Raw genomic sequence first — 25,523 nt, 5'->3', positions numbered from 1 at the left:
CCCTTCATCGAGCACTACAACACTGAACGGATCCACTCGAGCCACGGGCTCACGCCCGCGGCCCGAGTGTCACCAACGTCATGACCCAGTACAGCTAGAGCACCGAGTGGGTCAAATTCGCAGCCGACGTCGAAGAGCACAGCGCACGCCAGGAGGCTCCGACCCGCCAGCGCGGCTTGGCCGGCCCTGCCATCCGCGCAGCGCAGGTCGGTGCGCTCGCCGCATCGCTGGCGCGCCATGCGCAGGAAGACCTGGCCGGGCGGCTAGGGACCGCGGGTGAGACGAGCTCCAGCAGCACGTCATGCCCGCTTCGCGACACCCTAGCCCGTTGGCGCGTCCGCATTGGCTCGAGCCGCAAGAACCTGCCGGATTTGCTCGAGTATTCGGAAGTAGCGGGGCGCGGCCATGAAGAGGACTGCGCAGCCCGCTTCGCCGAATGCGGGCTCTCTATCGTCGTCAAAAACGCCGATGGGGTGGAGCCCATAGTTTCGGAGATCACGCAGATGGGCAGCCTGTGCGCGCAGGTCATTGAGCTGCTGAGCATTCCAGGCTCGTGTGCGCTGTATTGAGTCGGCGGTCCGCTCGATGACTTTTGCTGCATTGGTGCCCGACTTTACGAGGTCAGCCAGTTGCGCATCGTCAGCAATATATCCGCCAAGTTTGAACCAGGCCGCTTCGCTGGCAGCGGCCAGGAGATCAGTTGCCGCGATGAATAGTCCTTTGTGGAAGCATCGAATGGCTTCAGCGAGAACCTGAACGCCCCGGGGACCCAGAAGCTCGGGCAGCTCCTCGGGCAGGGTGACATTGGCGAGTGCGGATCGGTGCGCCGGAGACGCTGCGCTCTTCCACCTACCAGCCTGCGGGAATTGGGCGTAGTGGTGCTCGTAGTCGAACGATGTGGTTCCGCTCGAGTTCTGGACGTATACGGATCCGACTGCAGGAGCGTTTCCGTTTGCCTCGACGGGCAGCAGCGCCCCTTCGGCCACCAGTTGAGCAAAGACTTCACGGAGCGCGTAGTTGATTCGTTCCTGCTGCAGCAACGGGTCGGACTTATTGAGACCCAGAAGATGACCATGCGTGCCCTCGAAGTCAACGCGTCCGTCGTTTTTCCAAGTAAGACCATGAGCGCGAAGCATGTCGGCGCGGATTTGAACGAATGATGCGGAGTCAGCCTTGTCGAGATTACGCATGATGCATTCACGGGCCTCGAGTAGGTCCGTGGCAGTGGGCCGTACCGCTCTGGCGGCGATCTCCGAGTGCTCCATGATCGAAACCTAGCCCACGGCAGACAGGAGCGGGCGCCGAGGTTCGCGAACAGATGTGCGTGCGGTGCCATGATGAGCGGGTGCTGCTTGCCTACCTGGACGAGTCCTATACCGACGATCGTTACTACATCGTGGCCTTCATCATCGATGAGGCTGATCTCGGACTCCTCGAGGAGGCACGGGGCCGGATGGATGACTTCATCGCTGGCTTCGGGATCTCGCGCGGGACCGAGATGCACGCGCACTCGTTGATGACAGGTCGTGATGGGTTCGAGCCCGTATCGAAGGCCGTCCGTGCGCGCATTCGGATCATGCAGCAGTGGATGACGGAGCTGGCCGGCCTCCCGGCGGTGGTCGTCGTGCGGGGTGTCGATGTTCCTCGACTGAACGCCCGGTACAAGTACCCCGACCCGCCGCACCGAGTCGTGCTGCAGCACATTCTGGAGGACGTGAACGCGTACGCGCGGCAACGCGTGACGACGGTGCGCATCGTGGCCGATGAGGTGCCCGGCCAGGTGGCGCACGCCGAGGACATGGTCAGATACCAGATCGCGGGGACACCCGGGTACAAGAGCAGCACGCTGCAGGCAGTCGTCCCGCCGCTAGCCTTCGAGGATTCGGCCAGCATGCCGGGCTTACAGGCCGCGGATGGCATCGCCTACCTCTACCGCCGCCTCGACGCTCACACGGAGACAGATCCGCGCGTCGCGAAGTCGGTGCGCGCGCTCTGGCAGACGCTCGAGCCGGTCATCTACAAGGTCTGGCGCTGGGACCCCTAACGCACGAAAACCTCGCGCAAGGCGAGGTCTTCGGCAGACAACGTTCCGGATACCGGCCCGTCGTGTACACGATCATACTCACGCTTACTAGGTAGGCACTACCCCGATCGCAGGGCCCCCGAGCGTCGCTCACACACATCCAGACCGGCCGCTACGAGCGCTTGTTCCTGCTCCCCTGCGCGTCCGCGGGCCGCGCCGGCGCCCCGACCGCGACGCGAGAAGAGCACAACGGGATCCGCATCCACGGGGAAGATCCCGCCCCCCTCATGTACCAGGCGAGCGCTCGCCGCGACTCGCGCGCTCATCGAAGGTCGAGTTCGATCAGTTCATTCAGATTCCAGGTGACGCCCGTGGTGTTCAGCACCAGCTCCGTTTCCTGCACTCCTGACCTCTCTCCTGAGGAGATCTGCACGGTGGCGCGTCTTGGTGCGTACCGCTCCTCCTCGAGTGACGCTTGATTAACACAGGCTAGGAGAACGAATGTAGGCGTTGTGGTTGACTCTGAGGCGTGAAGCGCGCCTATTCGAAATGTGATCTGTCGTCCGCCAGGCGCGACTTCGACACCTTTTTGCATGAGCCCGAAGTCACTGGCCCTCAGCAACGACGCCTGGTGATGCATCATGGGCATGTTGGCAAAGGCATCACTTGGACTTGGTGGTGCGGGCCTGTCTGGCAGGTCGCCGTCTACGTCAATAGCCTCCTCAAATGCTCGCACGTCCCCCTCTACCTGAAGGCGAATCATCACGTCACTCATTGGATGACTTGTTGTATTCGTTACCCGCAGGCGTAGTTCACCTTGTCGTCGCTCGAGAGCAGAGTGAATAACATGATCTGGTAACGCCTGCCGTAGGTCGAATAGGTATTGCGTCCGAGCGTTCCTGTAATCCGATTCTGTCCTGCCGTCAATGCGGTTGTGCGCGGACAGCATGCCCGCACCACTTGTGGACGTTTTACGTTTGATTTTGAGTGCTTCACGCTCGCGGTCGATCACTTTGTCGATGAGGTCCGAGTCGACTTCGATTATCTGAATAGCGCCCTTGATGTTTGGCTCCACCTCGATTCCGCTGATGGCGGCGGGGCCGGCGGATCCGGCGAGGAGGCGGTGCTCAAGGGCTCTGAGGTCGGCGACATTCATGGGAGCCGATCGGGCCTGATGCCGCACGAACACCGTTCCTGCGTGATAGGAACCAGATTCTTTTACGAGCGGATGTAGGCGATCTCCATCAGATGGCGGCTCCACGGTGATGACCAAGGCGGTGGATCCGTCGATGCGGACCGTGTGACCTGTCCAGGTGGGGCCTTCTGGTCCCGTGTACCGCTGGACCCACGGCTCCAGGTCCGCCATGTCTGGGACTTCTAGGTCGTGCATGTGCCCCGGTTCTGCGCCGATGACCATGTACCCGCAGCCGTTGAAGTAGGCCTTCGCCAGCTCGACGGGTCGGTTGGACATGGCCAGGATGCACTTGGCGATGCTGAAGTGCGCTTCCTTCGTCTTGAGGTCGAGGTTCCCTTTCCACTCCACGTAGTGCTGCTCGTCGGCGTCGTGGGCGTCGAGTACGGCCTGCACGAGGTTGCGAAGGTGGGGTGACGATCGCAGTTGTTGCGTCGTGTCGATGTTCAGGGGCACGTCGCCATCGTCTCAGAGCACAGGCTCGGCGTCTGCGGGTGAAGCGGGGTGAGCGGTGGCGGGACTACACGGGGCCCGTGAACAGGAGCAGGATCCCGATCCCCGCGAGGGTGATGGCGGGTCCGTGAGCTCGGCCGCCGGTGCGTCCGAGCCCGGTGAAGTGCTCGACGATGCGCTGTATCGCGCCGATCGTGAACGCGATGGGCAGGAGGTAGATCGCTGCCCAGCCGGCGTAGATGGCGATCGAGAGGGCGAGTGCGCCGGCGTACTTGACGTCGCCGTAGCCCATCCATTTCGCGAGGCAGCAGCCGAGGTAGAGCAGGCTGGTGATGCCGGCGGCGCCGAGCGGTACGAGGGCTTGCGTGGCGTCGCCGGTCAGGATGCCTAGGCCGATCGCTTGGACCAGGCCGACGACGGCGAGAGGCCCGACGAGGCGGTTGGGGAGCCGCAGCGTGCGGACGTCGATGACGGCGAGGGTGCCGGCGAATGCGGCCACGATCACGACCAGCGTCACCGCGTGCGCCCGGTGGTCGGGGGTCGTGGCGTAGAGGGGCAGGATCCCGGCGCTGAGCGCGCCGGCGCCCACGAGGCTCCACCGGTTGACGCGGGGCGCTGCGGGGAGGGCCACGGTCGCGGTCGCGTCCTCGAGGGGCACGCGTGCGTCCTCGAGGGGCGCGTGTGCGTCCGTGGCCACTCCCCCAGCTCCTCTACTGCTGCCGGTCGCCGGCGGTGACGAGGTCCTGGGTCTCGTCGTCGAGCTCGTAGTCGGGATCCGTGCCGCTGACGCGCGCGTACATGGCGTCGACGATGCGCCGGAACTCGTCCGTGTCGCCGGTCTGCATCGCGGCGCGGAGCTCGGTACGCCACCCTGCCTCGTTCAGCGGGTCGACCGACTGCGCGACCCGCGCGGCGAAGCGGGCCTGGTCGCTGTCACGCTCATCCAGCGCACGCCGGCCGAGCTCGTCGGCGGCGTCCATGACGGCCGCGATCATCTCTTCGAGCGGGATCGAGATCCACTGCCACCAGCGGACGGTGTTGCATCCGCTGAACGGCTGCCCGCGGACGAGCTTGATAGCCCGGACCAGGTCCTCGTTCGACGTGCGGCTCAGGTCCGGTCCGATGAGGTCGCGGAAGTCGTCCCAGTCGCTGCGGATCGCGGGGTGCAGCGTGTAGCCCTGGTGGTTGACGTTCTCCGGCAGCAGGAGCTCCCCGGTCGGGGAGTGCCCGAGCGCGAGGCGCACCTTCTTCGCGAGCCCGCGCTGGTTGTTGGAGGCGTCCTTGGTGTCCGGCCAGAAGGCCATCTGCAGCTGACGGCCCTCGACTCGGCCGTTCAGCAGCAGGTACGCCATGAGCTCCACGCCGCGGCCGGGCATCGCGTCTTCGTCGGCTAGGTGCAGCGCGTCGACCGGGCCCAGCAGGCGCACGTACGGCGCCGGCCAGCTCGGCGACTCCTCTACGACCTCGTCCTCGGCCGCGGTGGTGTCCGCGGCCGCGGCCGCTGCGGGGAGCTCCTCGTCCGGAGCCTCGGCCACCGCCTGCGTCGGTGCCTCGTCCTGGTCATGGAGCACGACGTCCACGGCGTCCGGGGCGTCCGCGGGCACCTCGGTGGGAGCGTCGGCCACGACGTCGACGTGCGCCTCCTCCGTCGACGCGTCCGCGAGCACGGTGGCCGTGGCCGGGATCTCGTCGACGCGAGCGGGAGCGGGGACGGACTCGTGCTGGGTGGTGTCGAACAGCTGCTGGATCAGGCGCAGCTCCTCGCCGTCTAGGAGCTGCGGGGCGAACGGGAGCGGCGGCATTGCGCCGCCGGCCGAGACCAGCTGCGCGCTCGTCCGGGAGCTGAGCTCGATGGTGGATCCGCGGGCGACGGTCGCCCCGTTGGACACGGTCGCGACGCCCAGGCGCGGGATCCGGTCGACGAGCTCCGCGAGCTCGGTCTGCTTCTCCTCCGAGGGCACCTCCGCGAGGATCACGATGTGCGGCGCCCACGACTCCGCCTCGGTCGCGTGCACGCGGCCTGCGTGGACACCACCGATGCCGTAGGACGCGAGCGCGTGCTCGCGCTCCTGCAGGTCGTGGCGGATGTTCCGCACAAGCGCGTCGACGTCGTCGACGTGCTGCACCCGGAACCGGTTGAGGTCGCGGGCGAGCCCGTGCGGCATCCCCACGAGGGTGACCTGGATCTGGTCGGACCACGGGTTCTCGGCGAGCTCCACCGCCATGGCGTTCAACAGGCCGCGCGCGGTGGCGTCGTCGCCGGTGATGTTCAGGGATCCGATCTGCTCGAGATCGAGCATGAGGACGCCGTCGCGCTCGTCGACGCCGATCGTGATCAGGGCCGGGTACGGCGACACGGAATCCCTGCTGGGCGTCAGCGCCGTCCCCGGGGTGATGACCCACGCGGTTCCGTCCGGGTGCGCCTTCACGAACGGGGCCGGGAGCTCCGCGGGACCGGTGAGGTACAGCGCGATCTCCGACTTCTCCAGGCGCAGGGCGAACAGCTCCGGCAACGCGCTGCCGGTGTCCTCAGCCCAGATCTGCAGACCACGCAGCGCGTTGTCGATGTCGGTGATCCCGAGCGGGTCCTCCACCATCCGCAGCTCTAGCTCGAGTTCGCTCGCCGGCTTCTGCGGCATCGCGATCCGAGTCCCCGGCTGACGCTTCCGACGCTGCATCTGGCGCCGACGACCCAACGCGGCCAGCAACGCCGCGGCCAGCAACGCGCCGATGCCGCCCGCTGTCGTGAGCGGAATGCTCAGGTCGACGTCGTCCGAAGCGGTGGCGCCGGCGCTCGCCGCAGCATCGACGGGCGGTGCGGGCGCGGCGGCGGCTGGTGCCGGCGCGGCGGACGGCGCCGCGGCAGGCGCCTCGGTCTCGGTCTGGGTGGACGGCGCCGCGTCCTGGACGGTGGCGCCGCCGCCCCCAGCGCCTCCGGCGAGGTCGGAGGGGGCTCCGACGTCGGCGGTGGACGAGGACGACGTCGACGCGGCCGCGCCGCTGGTGCTGCCGGCGTCCGGTGCGGGCGCGGCAGCCGGCTCAGGCGTCGGGGCGGGCTGGGGCGCGGCGACGCCCGGGATGACGAGCTGCCAGCCCGGGAGGATGCGGTCGGGGTTGCTGAGGTGGGCGCCGCCGGGCTGGGTGATGCCGGCGGAGGCCTTGTAGATGTCGACGTCGCGGGCGCCGTCGCCGTAGTAGTGCTCGGCGAGGTCCCAGAGCGTGTCGCCGTGCACGACCGTGTGCTGGACGTCGACGGTGGCCGGCGCCGCGGCGACCGGTGCCGGAGACGCCGCTGCGGGCGCTGCGGCCGTCGCGGTGGCGGGCGCCGTGACGGTGGCGGGCGCCTGCGGGGCGCTCGCGGTCGTGCGGGCCATGTCGCTGTGGGCGGGGGCTGCTGAAGCAGCCTGGACACCGCCGGAGCTGGCGAACATAACGAGGACGGCGGCGATCATCGTGGCCGCGAGCTGCTGCTGGCCCTTGAACGCCCAGGAGCGCTTGGTGGTGGTGCGGCCGGCGATGGATGCCGCGATCTCGAACAGCATCGGGATCGCGAACAGGGCCCACGCGACCCAGCCGACGAGGGGCAGGATCCGGGTGAGCAGGATGACGTTGCCGTAGTCCGGGGTCAGCGTGACGATGCTGTGCAGCTGGTCGGGCGTGGGGATCGGGTTGCCGGCCGCCATCAGCAGAACGGCGGGCACTCCCCCGATGATCGCGACGAGCGCGATCAACGAGCCGAGTCCGGTGAGGATCTTGCGCATCAGAGGTGCCTCTCTAGCCGAAGGGGTTGACGGTGTTGGTGTTCACGGACTGCAGCTCGCCGACGCGGACGATGGCGCTGCTCGAGGTGTCTCGGACGGCGATCTGTCCACTGGTGCCGCCACCGGTCCAGGTGACGGTCCAGTGACTGGTCGCGGTGATCGTGAACTCGCCGCTACCGGAGGTCTTCTGGAAGCGGAAGCCGCACGTCGGGGAGTCCTGCGCGAGCTGGTCCTTCATGGCGGCGAGGTTGAAAGGGGTGCCGGCGCCGCAGGTGACGCTCTGACCGTCGCCGCTCTTCCACGTCACGGAGGACACCTTCGCGGTCGCGGTGACCGTGGTCCCTCCGAGCGTGCCCGTCTCCGTGTAGGGCCCGTAGCTGAGCGGGGCGGGGTTGTTGACCCAGAGCCACACCGGGATCCCGACCCACGTGCGCCGGTAGGGCGCCGTGTTCGGCGGGTCGTCGCTGTGGACCTTGCTCTCGGGCGCCATGCCGATGTCGATGCCGCGGAGCTGGAACGTCTTCACGAGCGCGGCCGCGGCCTGCGCCGGGGTGTACTGGACGACGCCGGCCGGGGGGGGGTATCCGACCAGAACGTGGCACCGAAGCACCCCTCACCGAGGTCCGGGGGGCAGTACGGCGTGCACTTGTACCAGGCCCCGACGGCGGCCGACTTGCCCGACGGCGGCGTCGTCTGAGGATCGGCGACCTTGATGTAGCCGGTGCAGCTCCCGGTGCTGCTGTACGCCCCGTCACCGGTCGAGCACGGCACCTCGGTGTCGCCGAACTTGCACGTCTGCGGCCCAGGCGTGAACCCGATCGGAGAGCCTTGATCACCGCCACCACCCGCCCCTGGAGTTGGCGCAGGATCACCCGTCCCGGGAATCGTAACGTCGCAACGAGACGTGACGAGACCGATACTGCACGTATTCGCGGATGCCGATAAAGGAGCCGCGTAGAACGAGATGAGAACTATGACCGCAAGGCCCGCCATAGCTCGAAGCACGCGACCTAGCACTGTGGCGCTCCTGCCTGGCCGCTGATGTTCGAGGTCTCGTAGACCTTCCACGACTTTTCGGCCGGGATGTATCGCACGTTGGCCTGGACGGGAGCGACCTTCTGGTCGGAAACGGGCGCAGGCGAGCCATCCGCATTCGAAGCGGATTGGTTCGAGATGTCAAGGCAGCCCTTCAGGTAGACGACGCCGTTCGCAATGGGCGCGCCTCCTGCGGGTGTTAGCTCGCCGAACGTCGTCGTCGAAGCATCAGACGTCCATATCGGTGCACCCGTGACCGTGCCCTTCTTCTCCGCCAGCTGCGCCGCCACGCTCTTGACCTGCATCAGCACTGTTCCAGTCGCGAACGGATCGATCCGGTTCGGGTCAGCTCCGGCGTCGGCCTGGATCTCGTACTGCACGGCCACGAAGTCCTTGACCGTGCGGTCCGCGGCGACGTAAGCATCCTCGCTACTCGCCGGCGGATCCGTCTGGCCGGGGCCGCTCAGAGGCTGGTACGCGGTCGGCGTCGGGGACGGAGCGGGTGAGGGCTCCGCGACCGCACTAGTCGCGGGACTCCCGCCGCCCCCCGACGTGCATCCGGTGAGGAGGACGACGGCGGTGAGCGCCACCGCGACGAGCGGTGCGTGCTTGCGAGTGATGATCATGTCTGCGTCCTTCTGGTTCAGTTGCCGTCGACGAGTCGAGCGGATGCGGAAGCGTGAACGGGCATGGGCCCGATCCCGATCAAGCTCAGGATCTTGGGCACGTACTTCATTTCCACGGTGACGACGACCTGGTTGTTCTCGATGTGCGCGTCGCCCGTCGCGCCCGCAGCTGCGATGTAGTTGTCCGCGGCCCGGACCGCGGCCGCCGAGCTCAGCGTGAACGCGTCACCGTTCACCGCGTTGCCGGTCGCCGCGTTCGTACCGGCACGGGCAGCTCCCTGAGCAACGGTCAGGGACTGCTCCACGGTCCGCGTCTTCCCGTCCCCATCTACGACGACGCCCGCGATGATCATGAGGGCGACGGCCAGGATCGTCATCAAGGGGATGAACTTCATCGCGTCACCGCTCTCGGTAGGGGTCCACGGGACTCGTGGCCGTCTGCGTGATGGTCATGGATCCGGGGATCAGCGGGAACACCAGATCCGACGTGTTGATCGTGCACCGGACGGTCGCGGTCACCGTCCCGGTCTCCCCCAGCCGCGTGCTGAGCCCGTTCCCCCCGATCGAGAGATCCAGGCTCGCGCACGAGACGTTGCCCTCGAGCGCACGCACCGCCGCCGCCTTCGCATGAGGAACCGCCTCCACGGCAGTGCGGGAGAGCGACGCATCGCGCGCAGCCGCAGCCGCAGCGCTCGCGACGGTGTTATCCGCCGTCCCATACCGGCCCATGAACATAATCACCCCGATCAACGGCAGAATCACGCCCACGAGCACGATCGCCACCGCAGGCACCTCCTCGACCTCACCGCGCTCGTCCCGCAGCGCTCGCCGTAGTGCGTTCATGACGCGGGGACCCATCGTTCGATGGGTCCTGTGACCGTGCGGGACACTTCCGGGAGGGTGACACCTGGGATGAGCGAGAGAGCGCGGCCCGTGACGGTCACGGTGACGGTGGTCGGGGCACGTTCGACGCTCACGTTGGGCGAGGTGAGGTATCCCCCGGCCTGGGTGAGAACCTGCTCGCCCGCCGCGCGTCCGCTGTCGCTGTCAGCCTGGTAGGCGCGCGCGGTGCTGTAGGCCGCGGTGGCGGCGCTCTGGGCGATGTTCGTGCCTTGGAACCAGAGTGCGATTTGCACGCCGAAGAACACCATCAGCACGATGCCCGGGAGCACGATCGCATCGCCGGCATAGCCGTCGTCTTCGCGGAGTCGTGCCAGCGCATGTCGGGGCGAGCCGAGCCTCTTGATGATGGTCATGGTGGCGGCCTTAGCCGGGCAGCTTGCCGAGGTAACCGGTGACCCAGGCGGTGACGAGGCCGATGATGGTGAGCCCGAGGGCTACCCCGCCGATGATGAAGATCGCCTTGGTAGGCACGTCATCGAGGCCGGACTCGGGGTTCGAGCGGAGGTCCTCCAGGCGTGTGCGGAGTCCGGTGTCGATGCGGACGATCCGGGTGAGGACGAGGTCGTTGAGCTTGCTCATGGTGGTGCCTTTCGGTTCTCAGATCGTGGTCAGTTGGAGGACGAGGGGGACGAGGACAAGGGCGAGGACCGGTATGAGCGTCGCGAGTACGGGGTAGGTCATGGCGCTGGTGGCCCGGGCTGCGGCGTCGAGGTCGTCTGCGGCGACCTTGGCACGGAGCTTGTCGCAGGCCGCGCGAAGCTGGTCGCGGAGACCGACCCGGGCTTCGCCAAGTCGCATCATCCGTGCCATGTCCGTCAGGGCGGGGACCTCGAGCTGCTCGCCGAGCCGGTCAAGTGCGTCCCACTTCGAGACGCGTGTGAGGTCGGCGATCTGGTACTCGCGTCGGATCCGGCGGAAGGCCCAGGTGTCGGAGAGGCTCGCCGCCTTGCTCAAGGCGCTGTCAGGGGTGGTTGTACCGAGGAGGGTGACGGCGACCAGCTCGAGGTAGACGGTGACGAAGCGGGTGAACTCACGTCGCGCTTGTCGAGCCTTCGTGCGGACGGTTGCGTCGGGCGACAGCCACATCACCAGCGCGAGGGCCGGGCTGAGGAGGAGCGGTAGCGGGAAGAAGAATCCGAGAGCGAGCTGGAAGACGATGGGGAGGAAGAGGGGCCCGATGAATCCGATGGCTGCCAGCTGCAGCTTTCGCGCGTAGAAGGTGCTGACCGGGATCTCGAGGAGGTCGAGTTCCTTCGTTGGGGCAGCGAAGCCGCGGACGTTGGGCATGCGTCGGCTGATCCAGGTCCCGGCGCGGTCGGCGCGGGTTGAAGTGGTGACGGTGGGCGCGGCGGTGAGGTCGCCGAGCCGGGTGAGCGCGTCGTCAGCGAGCATGACGCGGGGGGCGAGCTGGAGGACGAGCACGGCCAGTCCAAGGCCGATGAGTGCGCCGGGGAGGAGCGCGATCAGCGCGGGGCTCATGTGCGCGCTCCATCCGAGATGGTCTGGATGATGCGGGCGTCCGGGAGGGTCTTGCTCTGGGACTTCGCCCACACCAGTATCAGCGCGAACATACCGATGATGACGACGAGGATGCTCTGCCCGAGAGGCGTGGAGAAGGACGCGAGCTGTGGTGAGCCGGAGAATACGACGATGCAGGCGAGCACGAACCCGACGATGCCGGTCATCTGCACGAGGGTGCGGCGTGGCTTGTCGCGCTCGTTGTAGATGAGGCGGCGCTGCTTGACCTGGGTGGCGAGGTTGTCGGCGAGCCCCTCGAGGGCCGTCGACAGGCCGCCGGCGTTGAACTCGGCCGCCTGGATCAGGTAGATGACGACCTCGTCTGCCCACGCGCTGTCGAGTTCGTCGGCGAAGGCGCGCAGCGCGTCGGTGTTGGACCAGGACCCTGACATGCGGTTGTTCAGCCGGTCGACCGTGACGCGGAGGATTGGTGGTGCAGCGGTGCGGCTGAGGTCGATGACCTCACGCAGCGTGAAGGTGCCGGTGTCTGCTGTTGCGGCGAGGCTCCGGGTCCACGCCTCGAGAGCGGACAGCAGGTCCCGCTCGGTGGTGTCCTGCTTGCTGAGCAGTAGGGGGAGCCCGACGAACGCGACGGGCGCGATGAGGACGAGAACGATGATCCCGGAGAGGCTTGCGCTGATGAGGCCGACCACAACTCCCAGAAGCAGGCTCGCCTTCGTCCTCGTGCTCACCTTGGACCACAGGGGTCGGGTGGCTCGGCGCTGAGAGCGGGGCCGCGGCGGGGGCGCGGGCTGGAAGGCACGGATCAGCACGAGGATGCCGCCCACGGTTGCAGCCCCAGCGAGTGCTGCGAGGAGTGCCATCAGTTCGCTCCGGTGTAGAAGAACTCGTCGTCGAGACCGGCTCGACGGAGGGTCGCGGCAAGGTCGGTGCTGGGCTTCTCCGGCATGTCGTACTGCTGCTTGTCGTAGTTCCAGGCGACCAGACGCGCGGCCATGGGGATCTGCTTGTTCGGCTGGGCGATGACTTCGGCGATCTCGGACACGATGCGGCGGCTGGTGCCGTCCGCGGTGGTGATGGTGTCGAGGTGCACGACGATGTTGATGCTGCGGAGCACCTGGCGCATGGGTGATGCATCGTCGCTGAGGCGCTGTTCCTCCATGAGGATGTCGACGAACCGGTCAAGTGCGTCAGCGGCGTTGCGGGCGTGGATGGTGGAGATGGAGCCCATGCCGGCCTTCATCGCGCGGATGGCGATGGGTCCTTCGGGGCCGCGGATCTCGCCGAACAGGATGCGCTTGGCGGAGGACCGGAGGGCGGCGAGGAAGGCGTCTTCAAGGGTGAAGCGGGCCTCCATGTCGGTGCCGGCGAGGGCGTAGGGGACGCACTCGAAGTCCTGGACTTGGGCGTGGCGGTGGGCGAGCTTTCCGAGGTAGAGCTCGCGTTCCGTCTCGATGGTGACGATCTTGTCGTCGCGGGGCACGGCGGACATCCAGCCGCGGAGGAATGTGGTCTTGCCGGTGCCGGCCCAGCCGGAGACGAGGGCGGAGAGGTTGGCGCGCACGAGCGCGTCCAGGAGCTGTCTCATCTTGGGCGTGATGGTGCCGAGCTCGACGAGGTTGTCGAGGTCGATGTCGACGTGGTTGTGCTTGCGGATGGTGATGTTGGGGACGGAGTTGTTGGGGCGTCCGACGCCGGCGAAGCGGGCGCCGCCGATGTCGAGGTCGACGCGACCGTAGGGTCGGCTGAACGCGCGGCCGCGCCAGCTGGCGATGTCGTAGATGATCCGCTCAAGGTCGTCGACGTTGTCGGCGCAGGCGGGGCGTCGCTCCTTGCGGCCGTTGGTCTTGGTGACCATGACGTTGTCGTGGCCGACGATGGAGATGTCCTCGACGTCCTCCTCGCGGAGGTACTGCTGGAGCCGGCCGTATCGGAAGACCGAGTCGAAGACGGCCTGGACGTACTGAGCACTCAAGGCATCGGACCACTCCTTCTCCGGGCCGCTGTTCATGCCGACCTGGCGGACGTGCTCCTTCACGCGCTTCTCGATTTGCGCGAGGACGCTCTCCTCGTAGGGAGTCTCAGGGGTTGCGGACGCTGTGGCGACGTCGAAGTCCTGGCGGCTGCGGCTGGATGCCGTGTCGATGTCCAAGGCCTTGACGAACCGGTCGACCTGGCGCCAGTCGATGGCGTTGGCTCCGGGACCGGCGACCGCCTCGAGACGCATCCGCGCCTCGGGGGTGCGGGGCCGCTTGAGAGGTTCGTCGGCCGACAACGGAGCCTCGGCCTCAGGAGCCGCGGAATCGACGAGGTGGAGCGTGGGCTGCCTGGTGGAGGCGGCGAAGAGGTGCGCCTGGCCGGTCGGGGCAGGGCGATGAGTGACAGGGATGTTGGCTGGACTGGTGAGGTCGGCGAGGAACGGGCGCTGGCTCATGTCGATCTCGGGTGCGGTCTCGTCGGTCATCACACTGCCTTCCGGTCGAGGTCGCTGGTGCTGTGCTCGTCGATCGCGGTGACCGCGCGACGGATCGCCTGGCGGTAGGAGTTGCGCTGCGGCTTAGGGTCAGGTCGGCCGAGCGAGAATACGGCTGCGCCGTCGGGGTCGAAGGGGAGGACGGCAAGGACGGGCATGACGTTCTTGTCGAAGGAGGAGGCCGGGATGGGCTCGGCTGGTGCGTCCGTGAGGAGGAGGCGGTACTTCTCGGCGCGTCCGACGCCGTCGAGGCGATCTGCGAGATCGGGGAGCTGGAGGCGCCGGTACATGCGGTTGAGGTCGACCATCGTGCTCGAGGCGATCGTGAGCACCTGGTCGGCGCCGTCGAGGATTGGGAGGCGGATGTCCTCGGGGTCGATGCGGCCGAGGTCGATGAGGACGTCGAAGCCGGCCTCGCTCAGCGATCGGAAGAGGCTCGGGAATCTGGCCCAGAGACCCTGAACTCCGTCGACGATGCCCAGCTGGAAGAACCCGGGGACGACCCACATGCGGTGCTGGGCGGGGATGGCGGGGATGGGGGTCTGCGGGATCTCGGGGAGCTCATGGACGGCGATGGCGAGACCGCATGCGGGGTAGATGAGGTCCTGCCAGGTCAGGAGGCCGCGGGAGAAGGCGACGGCGACCTTGTCGAGGCCACCGACTTCGGGGCGGAGGTTGGAGCGGAAGAACCCAGCCATGGCGGAGGTGACGTTGTGGGTCTCGGCCTCGAACACGATGACCGGGCGTGGCCAGTAGACGGCAGCCGCGAACGTGGCAGTGGTGACGCCGGGCGAGCCGGCGAAGGAGGTGAAGGCGATGACGGTCACGATCACTTCCCTTCGGGAGTGAGGTAGATCGCCACGGCCCCGGCAGCTGCCCGGCTGGTGAGGTCCGCTGCGGCCGTCGCGGGCACGTAGACGTCGACGGTAATGGTGTCGGCGGCTTCATCACGCGCGGTGGCCGAGACGTCTCCCGCGACGGCAGAAGACCCGCTGGTGACCGCTCCTGTAGCAGCAGCAGCCGCATCGGCGGCGACGGGAACGATCGCGACATGGTCGTCGGCGACGAGCGCCTGTGCGGGGAGCTGGGTGCGCTTGAGGGTCAGCCCAACGAGCGCCTTGCCGTCGGGGACGCTGAGGGCCGGCGCCACGGAGGACGACGTGACGAGGCTGCCGGCGGGGAGGTCGACGGTGGCGGTCTGCCCGATGACGTCCGCGGCATCCGCGACCGGGATCCCCTGGGTGTTCTGGCCCTGCGAGATGTCGAGGGTGCCGAGATCGGTCTGGCTGATGATCTGCCCTCGAGCAATGTCGCGGCTGCTGACGAACACCTGCTGGCTGTTCGAGTTGGAGGAGTAGATGAAGACCCCGCCAAGTGCGCCAGCGACGATAAGCGCGATGGCACCCGCCTTCCATGTCCACGGTCGCTTCACGCGCACAGGGGTGATGGAGTCCGCCCGCGCGGCTGAGCTCGGTGCGCGGGTGGCGGTGGCGCTCGTGGCGGGAACGGCGTCTGTGACAGTCACCAAGTTGTCCTCTCGTGGGTCCTACCTACAAGGGGTGGCCTCCGACGAGTGAAGTGGGTCAAATTTGCCCCCACGAGTTCTGTGCCTCCCGTCGACGGCTCCCCCGGGAGCTGCATCGACGGCAGTCTAGGCTGCTTGTGGTTTTTTCCACAAGCGCCGTGTTCCTGGAAAGATGCCAGGCTAGAGCGGACCGCGAATGGTGCGTCGGTATTCGTCCACAGCCCCGTCGAAGGCGGTCGCATCGGCTCGCCACTGCAGCCGGTTGCCCCCACCACCACCGCGGCCGGCGACGTCGGGATCTTGCTCCGGGATCAGGAAGCCCGCAGCGACGAGCGGCCTGATGTGCGCCTCGACACCCGCCCGGGTGAGTCCGAGTTCACTCATCAAGGTCGTCGCAGTACAGGGGCCATCCCGGAAGGCGATCTGGAGGATCCGCGCACGCGTCTCGGAGTAGCCAAGAGCGCGTGCTGACGATGCGAGGTACGGCGCATTCGCCGATTCGTCTCCAACCGTCATGGATCCATCATCCCCCATGCGTCGCGCCATGACCCCAGCCCCGCCACCTGCGGCCCTCTGCGTCAACGCCACCGTATCTTCGCCTTCGACGCAGGCCGAGTATTTCGATGAAACGTCGCTTAGGCGGGACGGCCACGCGAGCCCACTTTGCTTGACGAAGTGCCACACTTGCCACATGGACCGACAGAACGTGCTGCCTCGCTTTCCTGACTCGCCAACCGATTTGTCTCAATTGCGCGCCGATCCGGTATCGATTCACGTTGCGCCCTGGTTTTTTGGTGGCGTACCTGATGACATGAGCACCTTTGTTGCCTGGGACTTGACGCGCACCGGTGACGCCTATATGGGCCGAACTATAGAAAGCGTCAACGGCACGAAGCCCAACTTAGTGCGCACATCTAGGCTTGGTTTGGCTGCGGATCTTTCCGACCCGCGTGGGTACGACCGAGTCGCCGAACGACTGAGGTATCACGACGATATCACCCAGAATCGTGGATCGTGGGAACTAGCCCGACAGCTGCAGAAGGGGATCAGTGAACGCTACCCAAAGGAAGTTGCGCACGCCCTGGCCATATTCCGCGTACTCGTCAGTGGAGCAGAGGCCGCGAGTGATCTTCCCATGGTGATTACGAGTGCGACCGAAGGCTTGCGTGCCTCCAACTTTCACCATGCAGCACTCTTCTTAGTCGAATCGACTGATCGCCTGAGCCGACGGTACGGCGTCGCGCGTGCCATGCTGCACACCGGAGACCACGCCCCCGAACCTGACGCCAAAGAAGTCGACTTCTCGTCGTCGATTCGTCTCATGGAAGATGTGAATGTAGGCCTCTCCGCGTATCTAGAACCATTGGTTACTAGCCTCAGCCCTCACATATGGGCCACTACCGCCCCACGCCCCGGCGGGGTGATCGTGTTTATATTCGGGATCGCCATTAGCGCGAAGCCTATCCTCGACCTTGACCTCCTGGCCCTTTCCGAGCGGCCTGCTGGCGTAAAGGCGTTCATGGGGCTGGATGCTATTCCCCCAACCGCATATCCGGCGGCCTTGCGCTGGTGGACGAAGCAGCTCGACATCGTGTTCTCTCACCTTACCCAACCTGCAAATTATGTTTTAGATGGTCAGTACCATGCTCCATCCGCAGTGGAGCGCATGCTCGCGTTTGAGCAGCTTTGCCGTTCGGTTCAGGTCATAGGCAGCTCTCGAGATGGTCACGCCCGTCGTCTTGCGCTTTTTCACACACTCGATTCACTTGGCGGACTGAACAAGACGCTGACCCGCGATCGAGCGACCACGCTGTCAAAGATGCAGGCCGTACTTGCGGACTTAGAGACGCGTCTTCCATTCGACATCCAGGCTGTCTTATTGCCTCGCGCTCACGCCGCGGTGGCGGCTTTGCAGGACGTCCAAAACGGCTTCTTCATGGTCTCACGGATTCGTGGGAACGAGATTCTACTGCCAGATAAGCATGGCGGCGAGAGCTTGGTGCCACTCGCCACCGCCGCACGGGAGTGGCTGACGGTGTTGCGGAACAGCCAGCATGGAATGGATAAGGCACCGACGCCACGCACTCGCGCTTTACTTTCGGCACATACCGGAGATCTGTCGCCCCGTATTGCGGATCTGGCGTGGCTGAGCTTGCTTGAAATATTGGCGCGGCCTGACCTTCTAGTTCGCGCCCCACGTGCTTCTCATTAGCGAGTGAGCCGATCGGCGGCTAGATGTACGAAGCCTCTGCCGCAATCGACAGGCGCTTGCGAATGCGCTTCAGGCGCGTGCGCAGTCCGTCGACGGTGATCTTCAGGTCGGCAGCGATCGTCATGTGGGACTCGTCTCCCAGGGACGCGCGGCTCAGCAGAGCCACCTCGCTGGAGGTGATGACGTTGGTGTCCACGGCCCACGTGAACAGGTTGGCCAGCTGTGCGTCGGGGCTCTCGCCCGGGTCCTCCCACGCGCCGGCGACATGCTCGAGGATCTCGTCGGACACCGGGTGCGTGTGGCTGGCGATCACGCGGTCGTTGGCGGTCGCCGCCGGCGCGAGGATGCTCAGCATTCCCATGGTCAGGTTCGCCATGACACGTCGGCTGAGGTGGAGCTTGTACGTGCGGATGCTCTCCCACGCAGCTCCGAGAGCGAAGCCCACGCGGTCCGTGCGGTCGAGTTCATCGAGGGCTCGGACGCGGTGCGCCATCCGTCGGGCCGCCGGCACGAGGGCCTGCACCAGGATTCGCTCAGCGCCTCGATGTCCCTCGCGCGCCAGGCAGAGCAGAGCGTGCAGCAGCTCGTCCTGTTCGGCGCCGGTGGCAGTCCGGATCCTCTCGAGCAGGACGTCGCCGCGCTGCGCGCCGAGCGCCCCGTAGACGCTCATCCGCCCGGCGAGATCGGTGTCCCACTCGATGTTCAGCTTCGTGATCAGCGGCGTGATGGGGCTGGCGGTGGCAGTCATGCGGCGCTCCTGGAGAGACGGTCAGTGGTCTCCCCCGACGGTCCTCACGAGGCGTGTACCCCCGCGTGTACCGCCTTGGCCCCGCGACATCGGACGCGTGTCTTCGTCCGCTTGGCGCGCTGACGGGCCCGCAAACATGCGGGTCGCACGCGTGTGCTGGGGGTTCTGCAGATCCGTCGAAGTTTTTTGACCCACTCCCCCTCGCAGATCGCACCCCTCATAGGTGACGGGCCAAATCGGTCCGACCCGTGAAGGGAGAGACCCGATGGCCACCGACCGACCCGCCACCCGCGCACCGGAGATCACCGACGAGCTCCTCGTCGAGCTGCAGAGCCACGCGACCGTCCTCGCCGCGAAGGACCAAGCCGAGGAGATCGCCCTCGACCTCCACGAGGACCCGTTCAGCCCGACGACCCGCAGCAGGGTCCTCGGCTGGTTCAAGTCCGACACCTACCGCGCCGCCACTCAGCGCGCCCGTGCCCTCCGTGGGGCCCCGGAGGTGGAGTGACCGATGAAGCTCCTGAAGAAGAACTCGGCACCGTCCGGGCAGCCCACGCCTCCGCCCGCGCCCGCGCTCGGCGCCACGCCGAAGGCGCCGACGCCGTCGTCCGCGAAGTGGACCAACGGATCAGCTCTGGGTGCCCGGGGGGTCTCTGCGCTGGTCGGGATCGCTGTCGTGTGTGGGCCGGTCGCTCTCGGTGCGCAGATGTTCACGTCCAGCGCACCGGTACAGAGCGCTCCGGCGCAGGCCGAAGCGGCGTTGAGCACAACGCAGCAGTCTGCCGGCGGGTACGCCGTCGGCTACGTCGGCGCATGGCTGAGCTCAACCCGTGACGACAGCGCCTCGCTGAGCAACTACTTCGCCGGCTCGACGCTGAGCCTGTCGACGACACCGTTCGAGTACCGCAACATCGCCGTCGCATCTCTCACGCCGTCCACCGCCGGGGATCTCATGACGGTCGTGGTCGCCGCCGACGTGAAGGACGAGCAACTGTCCGATTCCAAGAAGGCACCATCCTGGCCGCGGCGGTATTTCCAGGTCGCTGTGAGCACTTCCGGGAGCACGCTCGCCGCCCTCACTCTTCCCGCGCCGGTCGCTGGGCCGGGTTCGACGACCAATGCGCCGCCAACGGACTACCCAGCGTCGGTTTCGACGGCGGATCCGCTTGGAGGCAGCGTGATGTCGTTCCTCACCTCCTATCTCACGGGACAAGGAGCCGTCGAGCCTTATACGTCTCCTAATGCGGGTATCAGCGCGATCACGCCGGCGCCGTACACAGCTCTCACGCCCGTCTCCATCACTGCGGACGCCAAGCCCGTGGCCAAGCCGCAGGACGGCTCCACCGCCGCAGTTCTCGCCACGATCACGACTCAGAACGCAGTCAGCCAGACCCTGACCGCCACATACGCACTGACGCTGACCGCGCGCGCGAACCGATGGGAAGTCTCCGCCATCGAGGCGGCGCCGAAGGTCTCTACCACGCCCAATGCCACCCCCACCCCTGCACCAACCGGTGCTAGCAGCTCGGAAGGAAAGTAGTCATGTCCGCACTTCTTCTCACCGTCACCGACCCGTCCGTTCTCGCCAACGCCGCTGACCCCCAGGTTCTCGCTGCCGGAATCATGGCCACCGCGTCGGACCAGCTCACGCAGTTTCAGCAGCTCCTCCTCAAGGCCGCAGGCGTCGCTGGCATCATCTTTCTCGCGAAGATCGCTTACGACAAAGGTCTGGGTATGGCAGCCGTGCTGAGCGGCGTTCTCGTCGTTGGTGTATTCCTGTGGGCGGTCAACGGTGGAGCCGACTGGTTTCAGAAGCAGGTTTCGGGGCAGGTCAACACTACGGCGAGCATTGTTCTCGTGACGCCTGAACCGCCTGCGTCGTTGGTCTGAGTCGCTGTGTCTGATCTGCAGAACGCTTCGCGAGTAGCAAGGTTCTACACGAGCGCGCGGCGTATTCCGATCTTGCTCGGGAAGTGGCCGAATGGTGGTCGCATTCCGGGGGGTCCGTACCGCATCGTGCAGCTCGTCGTCGGCAGCCTGGTTTTCGTCATCGGGTGGAACACGCGCTGGCTGTGGGGTGGCTCGCAGATCCCCTTGGCACAGCTCTTCACACTCGTGTTGGTCACTGCCGCCGCGACCTGGTTATCGGGCCGGATCCCGTCCACGAAGCGGAAGCTCCCGAATCTGCTCATGGACTCCATGACCGCGCTGACCGCACCAGGCCACGGCACGTACCGGGGCCGCATTTTCCGGTTGGCGCCGCCTCATGTGGCGGGAGGGGCCGTGTTGCTCGGCGACGGGCTGCTCGAACACCCCGCAGATGACATCGAGTCGTCTGTAGAGGCGCACGAGCCCGCTGCGGAGTCTGGCCCTAGTTCCGTCGTGCATTCGGCAGCGCCCGTCCTCGTAGCCGCGGCCGACCCGGCGGACGCTCCTTCGCCTTCATCGGAGGCGACCGAGGGGCTTCCCGACAACGTCATTCCGCTCGTCCCTCGTTCGTCGTACGGGACCGGGCTCGAGCGCCTGCTGGATCAGGCCCGACGAAAGGAAAACTCATGATGCGCGTTCCCGCCATCGCGATGACCGAACACCTGATGTGGACGCGGCACGGCACCGTATGGGCCACGTGGCGACTGCAGGGCTTGCCCAAGGGCTTCGGCACATCCGAGAAGACCAAGGAGTCGGTGCATGCGCACCGCGCCCTCATCCAGTCCTTCCATGGTGAGTCGCTGCTGCTGGGGCTGACCGCGGATATGGACCCCGTCACGCTCGTGAACCAGATGCTCGACGGGGTGAACATCCTCGAGCACCGTGGATGGGCAGAGGAGGCGATGCTGACGCTCGACAGCCTGGCCGAGCGTGCACTTGGCCGCCGGGAGTTCTGGCTCGCCGTCCCGCTACGCACCGGGGGCTTGAAGAACGAGCTCCGCGTCGCCGCCCGACAGGCCGACACCTCTGCGCGGGAGATGCTCGCGTTGCCGCTGCGACCTCCGTCGGCGCACGAGATCACGGACGCGCTGCAGGCGGCCGGGAAGATCGAAGAGCAGCTGCCCGACGCGTTCAAGGCGCACCGGGCCACAGTCGCGGAGCAGGTCTGGATCGCGGCGCATGCGCAGAACCGCGGGCTGCAGATCGACCTTGCGGCTCCGATGCCTACGGGCTCGCCTGCCCGCGGTGTGGCCACCCGCTTCCGCCGGCAGGCGTCGTCCCCCGTCCGCCCGAGCAGCGTCTTCCCTCACCCGCTTCTCGATGAGGCCGGTCAGTCCGACCGGGCCAACAAAGGCGCACGCTTCGACCCGCTGAACCGCCGCTTCCTCAAGGTCACGAACCTGCGCGACGACATCACCTCGTACCAGGTCATGCTCGCGCTGAGCGGATCGCCGAAGGGCGGGTGGGACGAGGACGCCAAGTGGATGAACCGTATCGACCAGCTCGGCGTCGACGCGGACTGGGCGTGGCGTCTTCGCACTTCACCCGCACTCGCCGCGAGGCACCGCAACAAGCGGACCGAGGCCAACCTCTCTGACCAGCTGGAGCAGCAAGAGGGCACGGCCGCGATCACCGGTGGGGCGGGGAGCTCGACGAGGCGGCGATGACCCTGCAGAGCTACCACTCCGCGCTGGGCAGTAGCGAGAAGGAGGTGGAGGTCCAGGGCACGCTCATCATCGCGGTCGGCGGCGCCACTCCGGAGGAAGCACGCGACAAGGCGGAGTTCCTCCGGAAGGACTTCAAGAACTTGGACTTCCCTCTCGAGGTGCCGCTAGGCGCCCAGGAAGCCCTGTGGTGGGCGATGTGGCCCGGGGTGCCCACGGAGCGGCAGGTGAAGGAGTTCACCGAGATCACCACCGGTCACGACTTCTCCACCCTGGTGCCGATCACGTCGTCGGACCTCGGTGACGACAAGGGGTTGCTGTTCGCCGAGAACACCACGTCCGGCACCGCCCGGCCGGTGTTCCTGAACCTCGAGGGCCAGATCCAGGGAGACGTTTCCGGCTCGATGGGTGTGGCAGCTGAGCCTGGCGCCGGCAAGACCATCGTCCTCAAGGACACCATCGGCGCCGTGCACGATCGGGGCGGCATCTTCGTCGCCATCGATAGGACCGCTTCCTGCGAGTACGGCACCTTCGCTCGGTCGCTGGATCCCGAGCACACCTCGATCGTCGATCTGACGGAGCCGGAGTTCTCGCTGGACCCGCTACGGGTCTTCGGCCCTGTCGTGGGCGCATCGCACATGCAGACGCTGCTCTCCGCGCTGCTGGGCGTGCCCGCCCGCTCTGACGGCGGTGTGCTGCTCTCCGAGCTCCTGGCGCCGGAGTACGCCGTCAAGCACCAGCTCACCGACGCCGGCGCGCTGCTCGAGCACGTCCGAGGCCTGGCCACGACGAACGCTGAGGCCAAGAGACTCGCCGGTCTGATGGGTCTCTACGCGAACAAACAGTACGGCGCGGTCCTGTTCGACGGAGATCTCAAGCCCCTGGATCTCACTTCCCGGGGGATCGTGTTCCTCACCCACGGCGTTGCGCTCCCGGAAGCACACGAGCTCACCAATCCCGACCTCTTCCGCGAGATGGGACTCCCCAAGCTCTTCGGGCGCGCCATGTACGCGCTACTGATCAGCATCGCTCGCGAGATCTGCTTCGGGAACAAGGACGTCCTCACCCTGTTCGTCGTCGACGAGTGCTTCCACGTCACCGCCTCCATCGAAGGAGCTCAGGAGCTTCTGACCTTCTATCGCGATGGCCGGAAGCACATGGCGCCCGTCCTGGTGGCCAGCCAGGATGCACGCGACTTCGGCGACGAAATCAGTCGAGGACTGATCAAGAACCGCATCTTGATGAGGCAGACCGACACCGACCTCGCCATCACGAACCTCGAGTGGTTCCACAAGGACTTCGGCACCGACGAGGAGCTGGTCAAGACGGTCACCGAGGACCTCTCCCCCCTCGGGCCCGACAACACGGTCCCCGCGGAGCGCCGCGGCGAAGGCCTGATGCGCGACGCACAGGGCCGGATGGGCAAGATCCGCAAGACCGTGTCGCTGCGGCCGGAGCGCCGGAAGGCGACGCTCTCGACCCCGGGCATGCGCGGCGATCGAGAGAAGGTCGCGTCGTGATCGCCGCTCACCTCGCCACGGCGTACCGCACCGCTCGCTACCGCGTCCGGCTCCTGCAGCGGTGGGTGCTCACTCACCCCCGGCGCAGCGTGGTCTTCGCCCTCATCGCCGGCTGGCTGGTCATGGCCTACCTGGGCACCCCCTCCGCCTACGCGGACGGCGACGGGGACGTGACCCTGCCGTGGCTGCCGCCGAATGCCGTGTCGGATTCGCACGGTGTGAGCCTCACCCACTACGCGATCTTGCCCCTGGACCGAGGGGACGCCTGGACGATGCAGAAGTCCTTCCTGTCGAACATCATCGACTTCATCTGGACGCCCATCGTGGGCACCATCGCCTGGGTGCTCTGGCTCTTCCAGTGGCTGCTGGAGTTCTCCTGGGTCGGCTGGCTGGCGACGCCCATCAGCGGGATCTCCACGACGCTGCAGCAGTTCATGAGCGGCATCGGTTGGATCCCGTTCGCGCTCGTGCTCACCGCGTTCGTCGCCGGCATGGTCTTCATGTCCGGCCGCTACGCCGCCGGCGGATTCGAGTTCCTGATCTCGATCATCTGCGCGGTGATGGCTGTCGGCATCCTCGCCAACCCCGTGGGAACCCTCACCGGCGACACCGGGGTACTCCACTGGTCTCGGTCGTGGGGAGGGAACCTCGCCGCCAGCGTGGCCTCCGACGACGGGAAGATCTCGACCGCCGACCCGACCCCCGACGACGCGGCGAAGGTCCTCTCCAGCACGATCACCAGCCAGCTTGTCGACGTCTTCGTGCGCCGACCTGCGCAGGTCATCGCGTTCGGGAAGGAGCTCACGGGCCCCTGCGACGACGTCTTCACCACGCAGATGACGGCCGCGAATCCGATCGACTCGTCGTCGACGAGCGTCCGTGACGCGGTCGGATCGTGTGACAGCGGTGCCGGGAAGTACGTGACCAACCCCAACTTTGGACAGATCTTCACCGTGCTCACGATCGCGAGTGGATCCACCATCCTCATGACGCTGGGCGTCGGCTTCGCCTTGATCCTGTTCGGGACGGTGATCTACGCCCTCTACCAGGCGCTCAAGCTGACCGGGGCGGTGTACGCCGCCGTGGCGCCCGGTGTGGCTCGGGAGGCGCTGTGGAAGTCGCTGTTCGGCATGTACCTCGCGGCCATGTTCGTCGGTGCCTCCGTGATCCTGCTCGCCGCCTACCTCAAGATCCTGGTCAGCATGCTCACGAGTGCGAGCGCAGCCGGGATGAACATCCTCGGCCAGACGTCCCTGATCAGCACGGTCGTCACGGCGCTGCTGATCATGCTGGTCTACATCAGGCACCGGGTGCACAAGGCGGGAGATTCGCTCGCCAAGAGGCTCGCTCGTCTCGGTTTCGGCCGTGCGTCCGCGCCGCGCAACCGGCCTCTGGCGAAGGAGGCCCTCCGCGCGGCCGAGCGTTTCATCCCGAGGCCCCAAGCACCGGCGCCGGAGACCTCCCCGTGGGGCATGTGGTTTGCGCGGCGCACGCAGATGCCTGGTGTCGCAGGCCCTGAGCCGCGGGACGCTGGTCACTTCACGGCGAGTCCGGTTCCGGCGCCGAATGGCCACAGCGGCGGCGGTGCCGTCAGCGCGGCGCTCGGGGGCGTAGGTACCGCCGCTCAGCTCGCTCTGAGCGCCGCCTCCGGAGGTTCCTCGTCCGTCGCGGTGAAGCTCGCGCACATGGCTGGGACCCAGGTGCTCCAGCGGCACCTGGTCGTACCCGAACAGGGCGCACAACGCCCCTCGCGGGACCGTGACCTTCCCCGCGAGTTGAGCCAGGCGGCGCCTCACGCCACCATCCCGTTCGGTCGGCAGATCGTCGTCGGTCCCGACGGGACAGGCCGTGTCGCTCCCGCCGCCTCGCCCACGGCACGGACCTACCGAGCGACAGTCGTTCGGCCACCCCGGAATGCCCGGGTCGATCCTCTGCGCGACTCCCTCAAGCGCGCGGCCATGCGGGAGCTGACGCCATGAA

26 protein-coding genes are annotated in these 25,523 nt (G+C 66.8%); 9 read left to right on the top strand and 17 right to left on the bottom strand.

Annotated elements, in window-relative coordinates:
• Nucleotides 1-320 precede the first annotated feature (320 nt).
• Nucleotides 321-1,265 (bottom strand): hypothetical protein, encoded by a 945-nt coding sequence (locus HDR73_RS11825; protein ID WP_012300374.1) that lies wholly within the window; start codon nt 1,263-1,265, stop codon nt 321-323.
• An 80-nt stretch (nt 1,266-1,345) separates the two neighbouring features.
• On the opposite strand from HDR73_RS11825, the gene HDR73_RS11820 reads away from it, so the two are divergent.
• Nucleotides 1,346-2,044 (top strand): DUF3800 domain-containing protein, encoded by a 699-nt coding sequence (locus HDR73_RS11820; protein ID WP_158309462.1) that lies wholly within the window; start codon nt 1,346-1,348, stop codon nt 2,042-2,044.
• A 301-nt stretch (nt 2,045-2,345) separates the two neighbouring features.
• Here HDR73_RS11820 and HDR73_RS11815 read toward each other — a convergent pair whose 3' ends face one another.
• From HDR73_RS11815 to HDR73_RS11745, 15 genes are all read right to left on the bottom strand, one after another.
• Nucleotides 2,346-3,671: a hypothetical protein gene (locus HDR73_RS11815; RefSeq protein ID WP_012300376.1), complete on the bottom strand. Its 1,326-nt coding sequence runs from the start codon at nt 3,669-3,671 to the stop codon at nt 2,346-2,348.
• Nucleotides 3,672-3,735: 64 nt separating this feature from the next.
• Nucleotides 3,736-4,365 (bottom strand): prepilin peptidase, encoded by a 630-nt coding sequence (locus HDR73_RS11810; RefSeq protein ID WP_012300377.1) that lies wholly within the window; start codon nt 4,363-4,365, stop codon nt 3,736-3,738.
• 13 nt (nt 4,366-4,378) lie between these two features.
• Nucleotides 4,379-7,429 carry a LysM peptidoglycan-binding domain-containing protein gene (locus HDR73_RS11805; RefSeq protein WP_012300378.1) on the bottom strand — a complete coding sequence of 1,017 codons (3,051 nt, stop codon included), beginning with the start codon at nt 7,427-7,429 and terminating at the stop codon, nt 4,379-4,381.
• Nucleotides 7,430-7,442: 13 nt separating this feature from the next.
• Nucleotides 7,443-7,955 carry a hypothetical protein gene (locus HDR73_RS11800; RefSeq protein WP_223842810.1) on the bottom strand — a complete coding sequence of 171 codons (513 nt, stop codon included), beginning with the start codon at nt 7,953-7,955 and terminating at the stop codon, nt 7,443-7,445.
• A 484-nt stretch (nt 7,956-8,439) separates the two neighbouring features.
• Nucleotides 8,440-9,090, bottom strand: a complete 651-nt coding sequence (locus HDR73_RS11795; protein WP_012300380.1) for a hypothetical protein — start codon at nt 9,088-9,090, stop codon at nt 8,440-8,442.
• A 17-nt stretch (nt 9,091-9,107) separates the two neighbouring features.
• Nucleotides 9,108-9,485, bottom strand: coding sequence for a hypothetical protein (locus HDR73_RS11790; RefSeq protein WP_012300381.1), 378 nt, complete (start codon nt 9,483-9,485; stop codon nt 9,108-9,110).
• Between the two features lie 4 nt (nt 9,486-9,489).
• Nucleotides 9,490-9,873, bottom strand: coding sequence for a hypothetical protein (locus tag HDR73_RS11785; protein WP_246865191.1), 384 nt, complete (start codon nt 9,871-9,873; stop codon nt 9,490-9,492).
• A 56-nt stretch (nt 9,874-9,929) separates the two neighbouring features.
• Entirely contained in the window at nt 9,930-10,346 is a 417-nt protein-coding gene (locus tag HDR73_RS11780; protein WP_012300383.1) for a hypothetical protein, read from the bottom strand.
• 10 nt (nt 10,347-10,356) lie between these two features.
• Nucleotides 10,357-10,572, bottom strand: a complete 216-nt coding sequence (locus HDR73_RS11775; RefSeq protein WP_012300384.1) for a hypothetical protein — start codon at nt 10,570-10,572, stop codon at nt 10,357-10,359.
• Between the two features lie 18 nt (nt 10,573-10,590).
• Nucleotides 10,591-11,472: a hypothetical protein gene (locus HDR73_RS11770; protein WP_012300385.1), complete on the bottom strand. Its 882-nt coding sequence runs from the start codon at nt 11,470-11,472 to the stop codon at nt 10,591-10,593.
• Nucleotides 11,469-12,203, bottom strand: coding sequence for a type II secretion system F family protein (locus HDR73_RS11765; protein ID WP_223842812.1), 735 nt, complete (start codon nt 12,201-12,203; stop codon nt 11,469-11,471). Before HDR73_RS11765 ends, HDR73_RS11770 begins: the two co-directional genes overlap by 4 nt.
• 131 nt (nt 12,204-12,334) lie before the next feature.
• Nucleotides 12,335-13,936 (bottom strand): type II/IV secretion system ATPase subunit, encoded by a 1,602-nt coding sequence (locus HDR73_RS11760; protein WP_012300387.1) that lies wholly within the window; start codon nt 13,934-13,936, stop codon nt 12,335-12,337.
• A complete protein-coding gene (locus tag HDR73_RS11755; protein WP_012300388.1) occupies nt 13,936-14,772 on the bottom strand; it encodes a hypothetical protein in 837 nt (278 codons plus the stop codon). Before HDR73_RS11755 ends, HDR73_RS11760 begins: the two co-directional genes overlap by 1 nt.
• A gap of 2 nt (nt 14,773-14,774) precedes the next feature.
• Nucleotides 14,775-15,470 carry an SAF domain-containing protein gene (locus tag HDR73_RS11750; protein WP_012300389.1) on the bottom strand — a complete coding sequence of 232 codons (696 nt, stop codon included), beginning with the start codon at nt 15,468-15,470 and terminating at the stop codon, nt 14,775-14,777.
• A gap of 180 nt (nt 15,471-15,650) precedes the next feature.
• Nucleotides 15,651-15,986, bottom strand: a complete 336-nt coding sequence (locus HDR73_RS11745) for a winged helix-turn-helix domain-containing protein (protein ID WP_012300390.1) — start codon at nt 15,984-15,986, stop codon at nt 15,651-15,653.
• Between the two features lie 175 nt (nt 15,987-16,161).
• On the opposite strand from HDR73_RS11745, the gene HDR73_RS11740 reads away from it, so the two are divergent.
• On the top strand, nt 16,162-17,682 hold the full coding sequence (locus tag HDR73_RS11740; RefSeq protein WP_133064132.1) for a hypothetical protein: 1,521 nt from the start codon (nt 16,162-16,164) through the stop codon (nt 17,680-17,682).
• A gap of 19 nt (nt 17,683-17,701) precedes the next feature.
• Here HDR73_RS11740 and HDR73_RS11735 read toward each other — a convergent pair whose 3' ends face one another.
• Complete coding sequence (locus HDR73_RS11735; RefSeq protein WP_012300392.1) at nt 17,702-18,430, bottom strand: hypothetical protein; 729 nt, start codon at nt 18,428-18,430, stop codon at nt 17,702-17,704.
• Nucleotides 18,431-18,695: 265 nt separating this feature from the next.
• Here HDR73_RS11735 and HDR73_RS11730 point away from each other — a divergent pair, with 265 nt between their 5' ends.
• The 7 genes from HDR73_RS11730 to HDR73_RS11700 all read left to right on the top strand — a co-directional run bounded on the left by HDR73_RS11730 (nt 18,696) and on the right by HDR73_RS11700 (nt 25,522).
• The gene (locus HDR73_RS11730) at nt 18,696-18,938 is read left to right on the top strand and encodes a hypothetical protein (protein ID WP_012300393.1); all 243 of its coding nucleotides are present in this window, start codon (nt 18,696-18,698) and stop codon (nt 18,936-18,938) included.
• 3 nt (nt 18,939-18,941) lie between these two features.
• Nucleotides 18,942-19,970 carry a conjugal transfer protein gene (locus HDR73_RS11725; RefSeq protein ID WP_012300394.1) on the top strand — a complete coding sequence of 343 codons (1,029 nt, stop codon included), beginning with the start codon at nt 18,942-18,944 and terminating at the stop codon, nt 19,968-19,970.
• A 2-nt stretch (nt 19,971-19,972) separates the two neighbouring features.
• The gene (locus HDR73_RS11720; RefSeq protein ID WP_012300395.1) at nt 19,973-20,320 is read left to right on the top strand and encodes a hypothetical protein; all 348 of its coding nucleotides are present in this window, start codon (nt 19,973-19,975) and stop codon (nt 20,318-20,320) included.
• A 126-nt stretch (nt 20,321-20,446) separates the two neighbouring features.
• Complete coding sequence (locus HDR73_RS11715) at nt 20,447-20,989, top strand: hypothetical protein (protein ID WP_041465153.1); 543 nt, start codon at nt 20,447-20,449, stop codon at nt 20,987-20,989.
• Complete coding sequence (locus tag HDR73_RS11710; protein WP_049792026.1) at nt 20,986-22,026, top strand: hypothetical protein; 1,041 nt, start codon at nt 20,986-20,988, stop codon at nt 22,024-22,026. The genes HDR73_RS11715 and HDR73_RS11710 overlap by 4 nt, the downstream gene beginning before the upstream one ends.
• Entirely contained in the window at nt 22,023-23,543 is a 1,521-nt protein-coding gene (locus HDR73_RS11705) for an ATP-binding protein (protein ID WP_012300398.1), read from the top strand. Before HDR73_RS11710 ends, HDR73_RS11705 begins: the two co-directional genes overlap by 4 nt.
• 89 nt (nt 23,544-23,632) lie before the next feature.
• Nucleotides 23,633-25,522, top strand: coding sequence for a hypothetical protein (locus HDR73_RS11700; RefSeq protein ID WP_287136450.1), 1,890 nt, complete (start codon nt 23,633-23,635; stop codon nt 25,520-25,522).
• The last annotated feature ends 1 nt before the right edge of the window (nt 25,523 follow it).

The organism is Clavibacter sp., from assembly GCF_014802555.1.
Taxonomy (GTDB): Bacteria; Actinomycetota; Actinomycetes; order Actinomycetales; family Microbacteriaceae; genus Clavibacter; species Clavibacter sepedonicus.
This window is presented reverse-complemented; position numbering and strand designations above follow the sequence as displayed.

Coding starts and splice junctions, on each gene's coding strand:
- HDR73_RS11825 (WP_012300374.1), bottom strand. CDS start 1,265: ATGGAGCACTCGGAGATCGCCGCCAGAGCGGTACGGCCCACTGCCACG.
- HDR73_RS11805 (WP_012300378.1), bottom strand. CDS start 7,429: ATGCGCAAGATCCTCACCGGACTCGGCTCGTTGATCGCGCTCGTCGCG.
- HDR73_RS11795 (WP_012300380.1), bottom strand. CDS start 9,090: ATGATCATCACTCGCAAGCACGCACCGCTCGTCGCGGTGGCGCTCACC.
- HDR73_RS11790 (WP_012300381.1), bottom strand. CDS start 9,485: ATGAAGTTCATCCCCTTGATGACGATCCTGGCCGTCGCCCTCATGATC.
- HDR73_RS11780 (WP_012300383.1), bottom strand. CDS start 10,346: ATGACCATCATCAAGAGGCTCGGCTCGCCCCGACATGCGCTGGCACGA.
- HDR73_RS11775 (WP_012300384.1), bottom strand. CDS start 10,572: ATGAGCAAGCTCAACGACCTCGTCCTCACCCGGATCGTCCGCATCGAC.
- HDR73_RS11770 (WP_012300385.1), bottom strand. CDS start 11,472: ATGAGCCCCGCGCTGATCGCGCTCCTCCCCGGCGCACTCATCGGCCTT.
- HDR73_RS11760 (WP_012300387.1), bottom strand. CDS start 13,936: ATGACCGACGAGACCGCACCCGAGATCGACATGAGCCAGCGCCCGTTC.
- HDR73_RS11745 (WP_012300390.1), bottom strand. CDS start 15,986: ATGACGGTTGGAGACGAATCGGCGAATGCGCCGTACCTCGCATCGTCA.
- HDR73_RS11740 (WP_133064132.1), top strand. CDS start 16,162: ATGGACCGACAGAACGTGCTGCCTCGCTTTCCTGACTCGCCAACCGAT.
- HDR73_RS11735 (WP_012300392.1), bottom strand. CDS start 18,430: ATGACTGCCACCGCCAGCCCCATCACGCCGCTGATCACGAAGCTGAAC.
- HDR73_RS11730 (WP_012300393.1), top strand. CDS start 18,696: ATGGCCACCGACCGACCCGCCACCCGCGCACCGGAGATCACCGACGAG.
- HDR73_RS11725 (WP_012300394.1), top strand. CDS start 18,942: ATGAAGCTCCTGAAGAAGAACTCGGCACCGTCCGGGCAGCCCACGCCT.
- HDR73_RS11720 (WP_012300395.1), top strand. CDS start 19,973: ATGTCCGCACTTCTTCTCACCGTCACCGACCCGTCCGTTCTCGCCAAC.
- HDR73_RS11710 (WP_049792026.1), top strand. CDS start 20,986: ATGATGCGCGTTCCCGCCATCGCGATGACCGAACACCTGATGTGGACG.
- HDR73_RS11705 (WP_012300398.1), top strand. CDS start 22,023: ATGACCCTGCAGAGCTACCACTCCGCGCTGGGCAGTAGCGAGAAGGAG.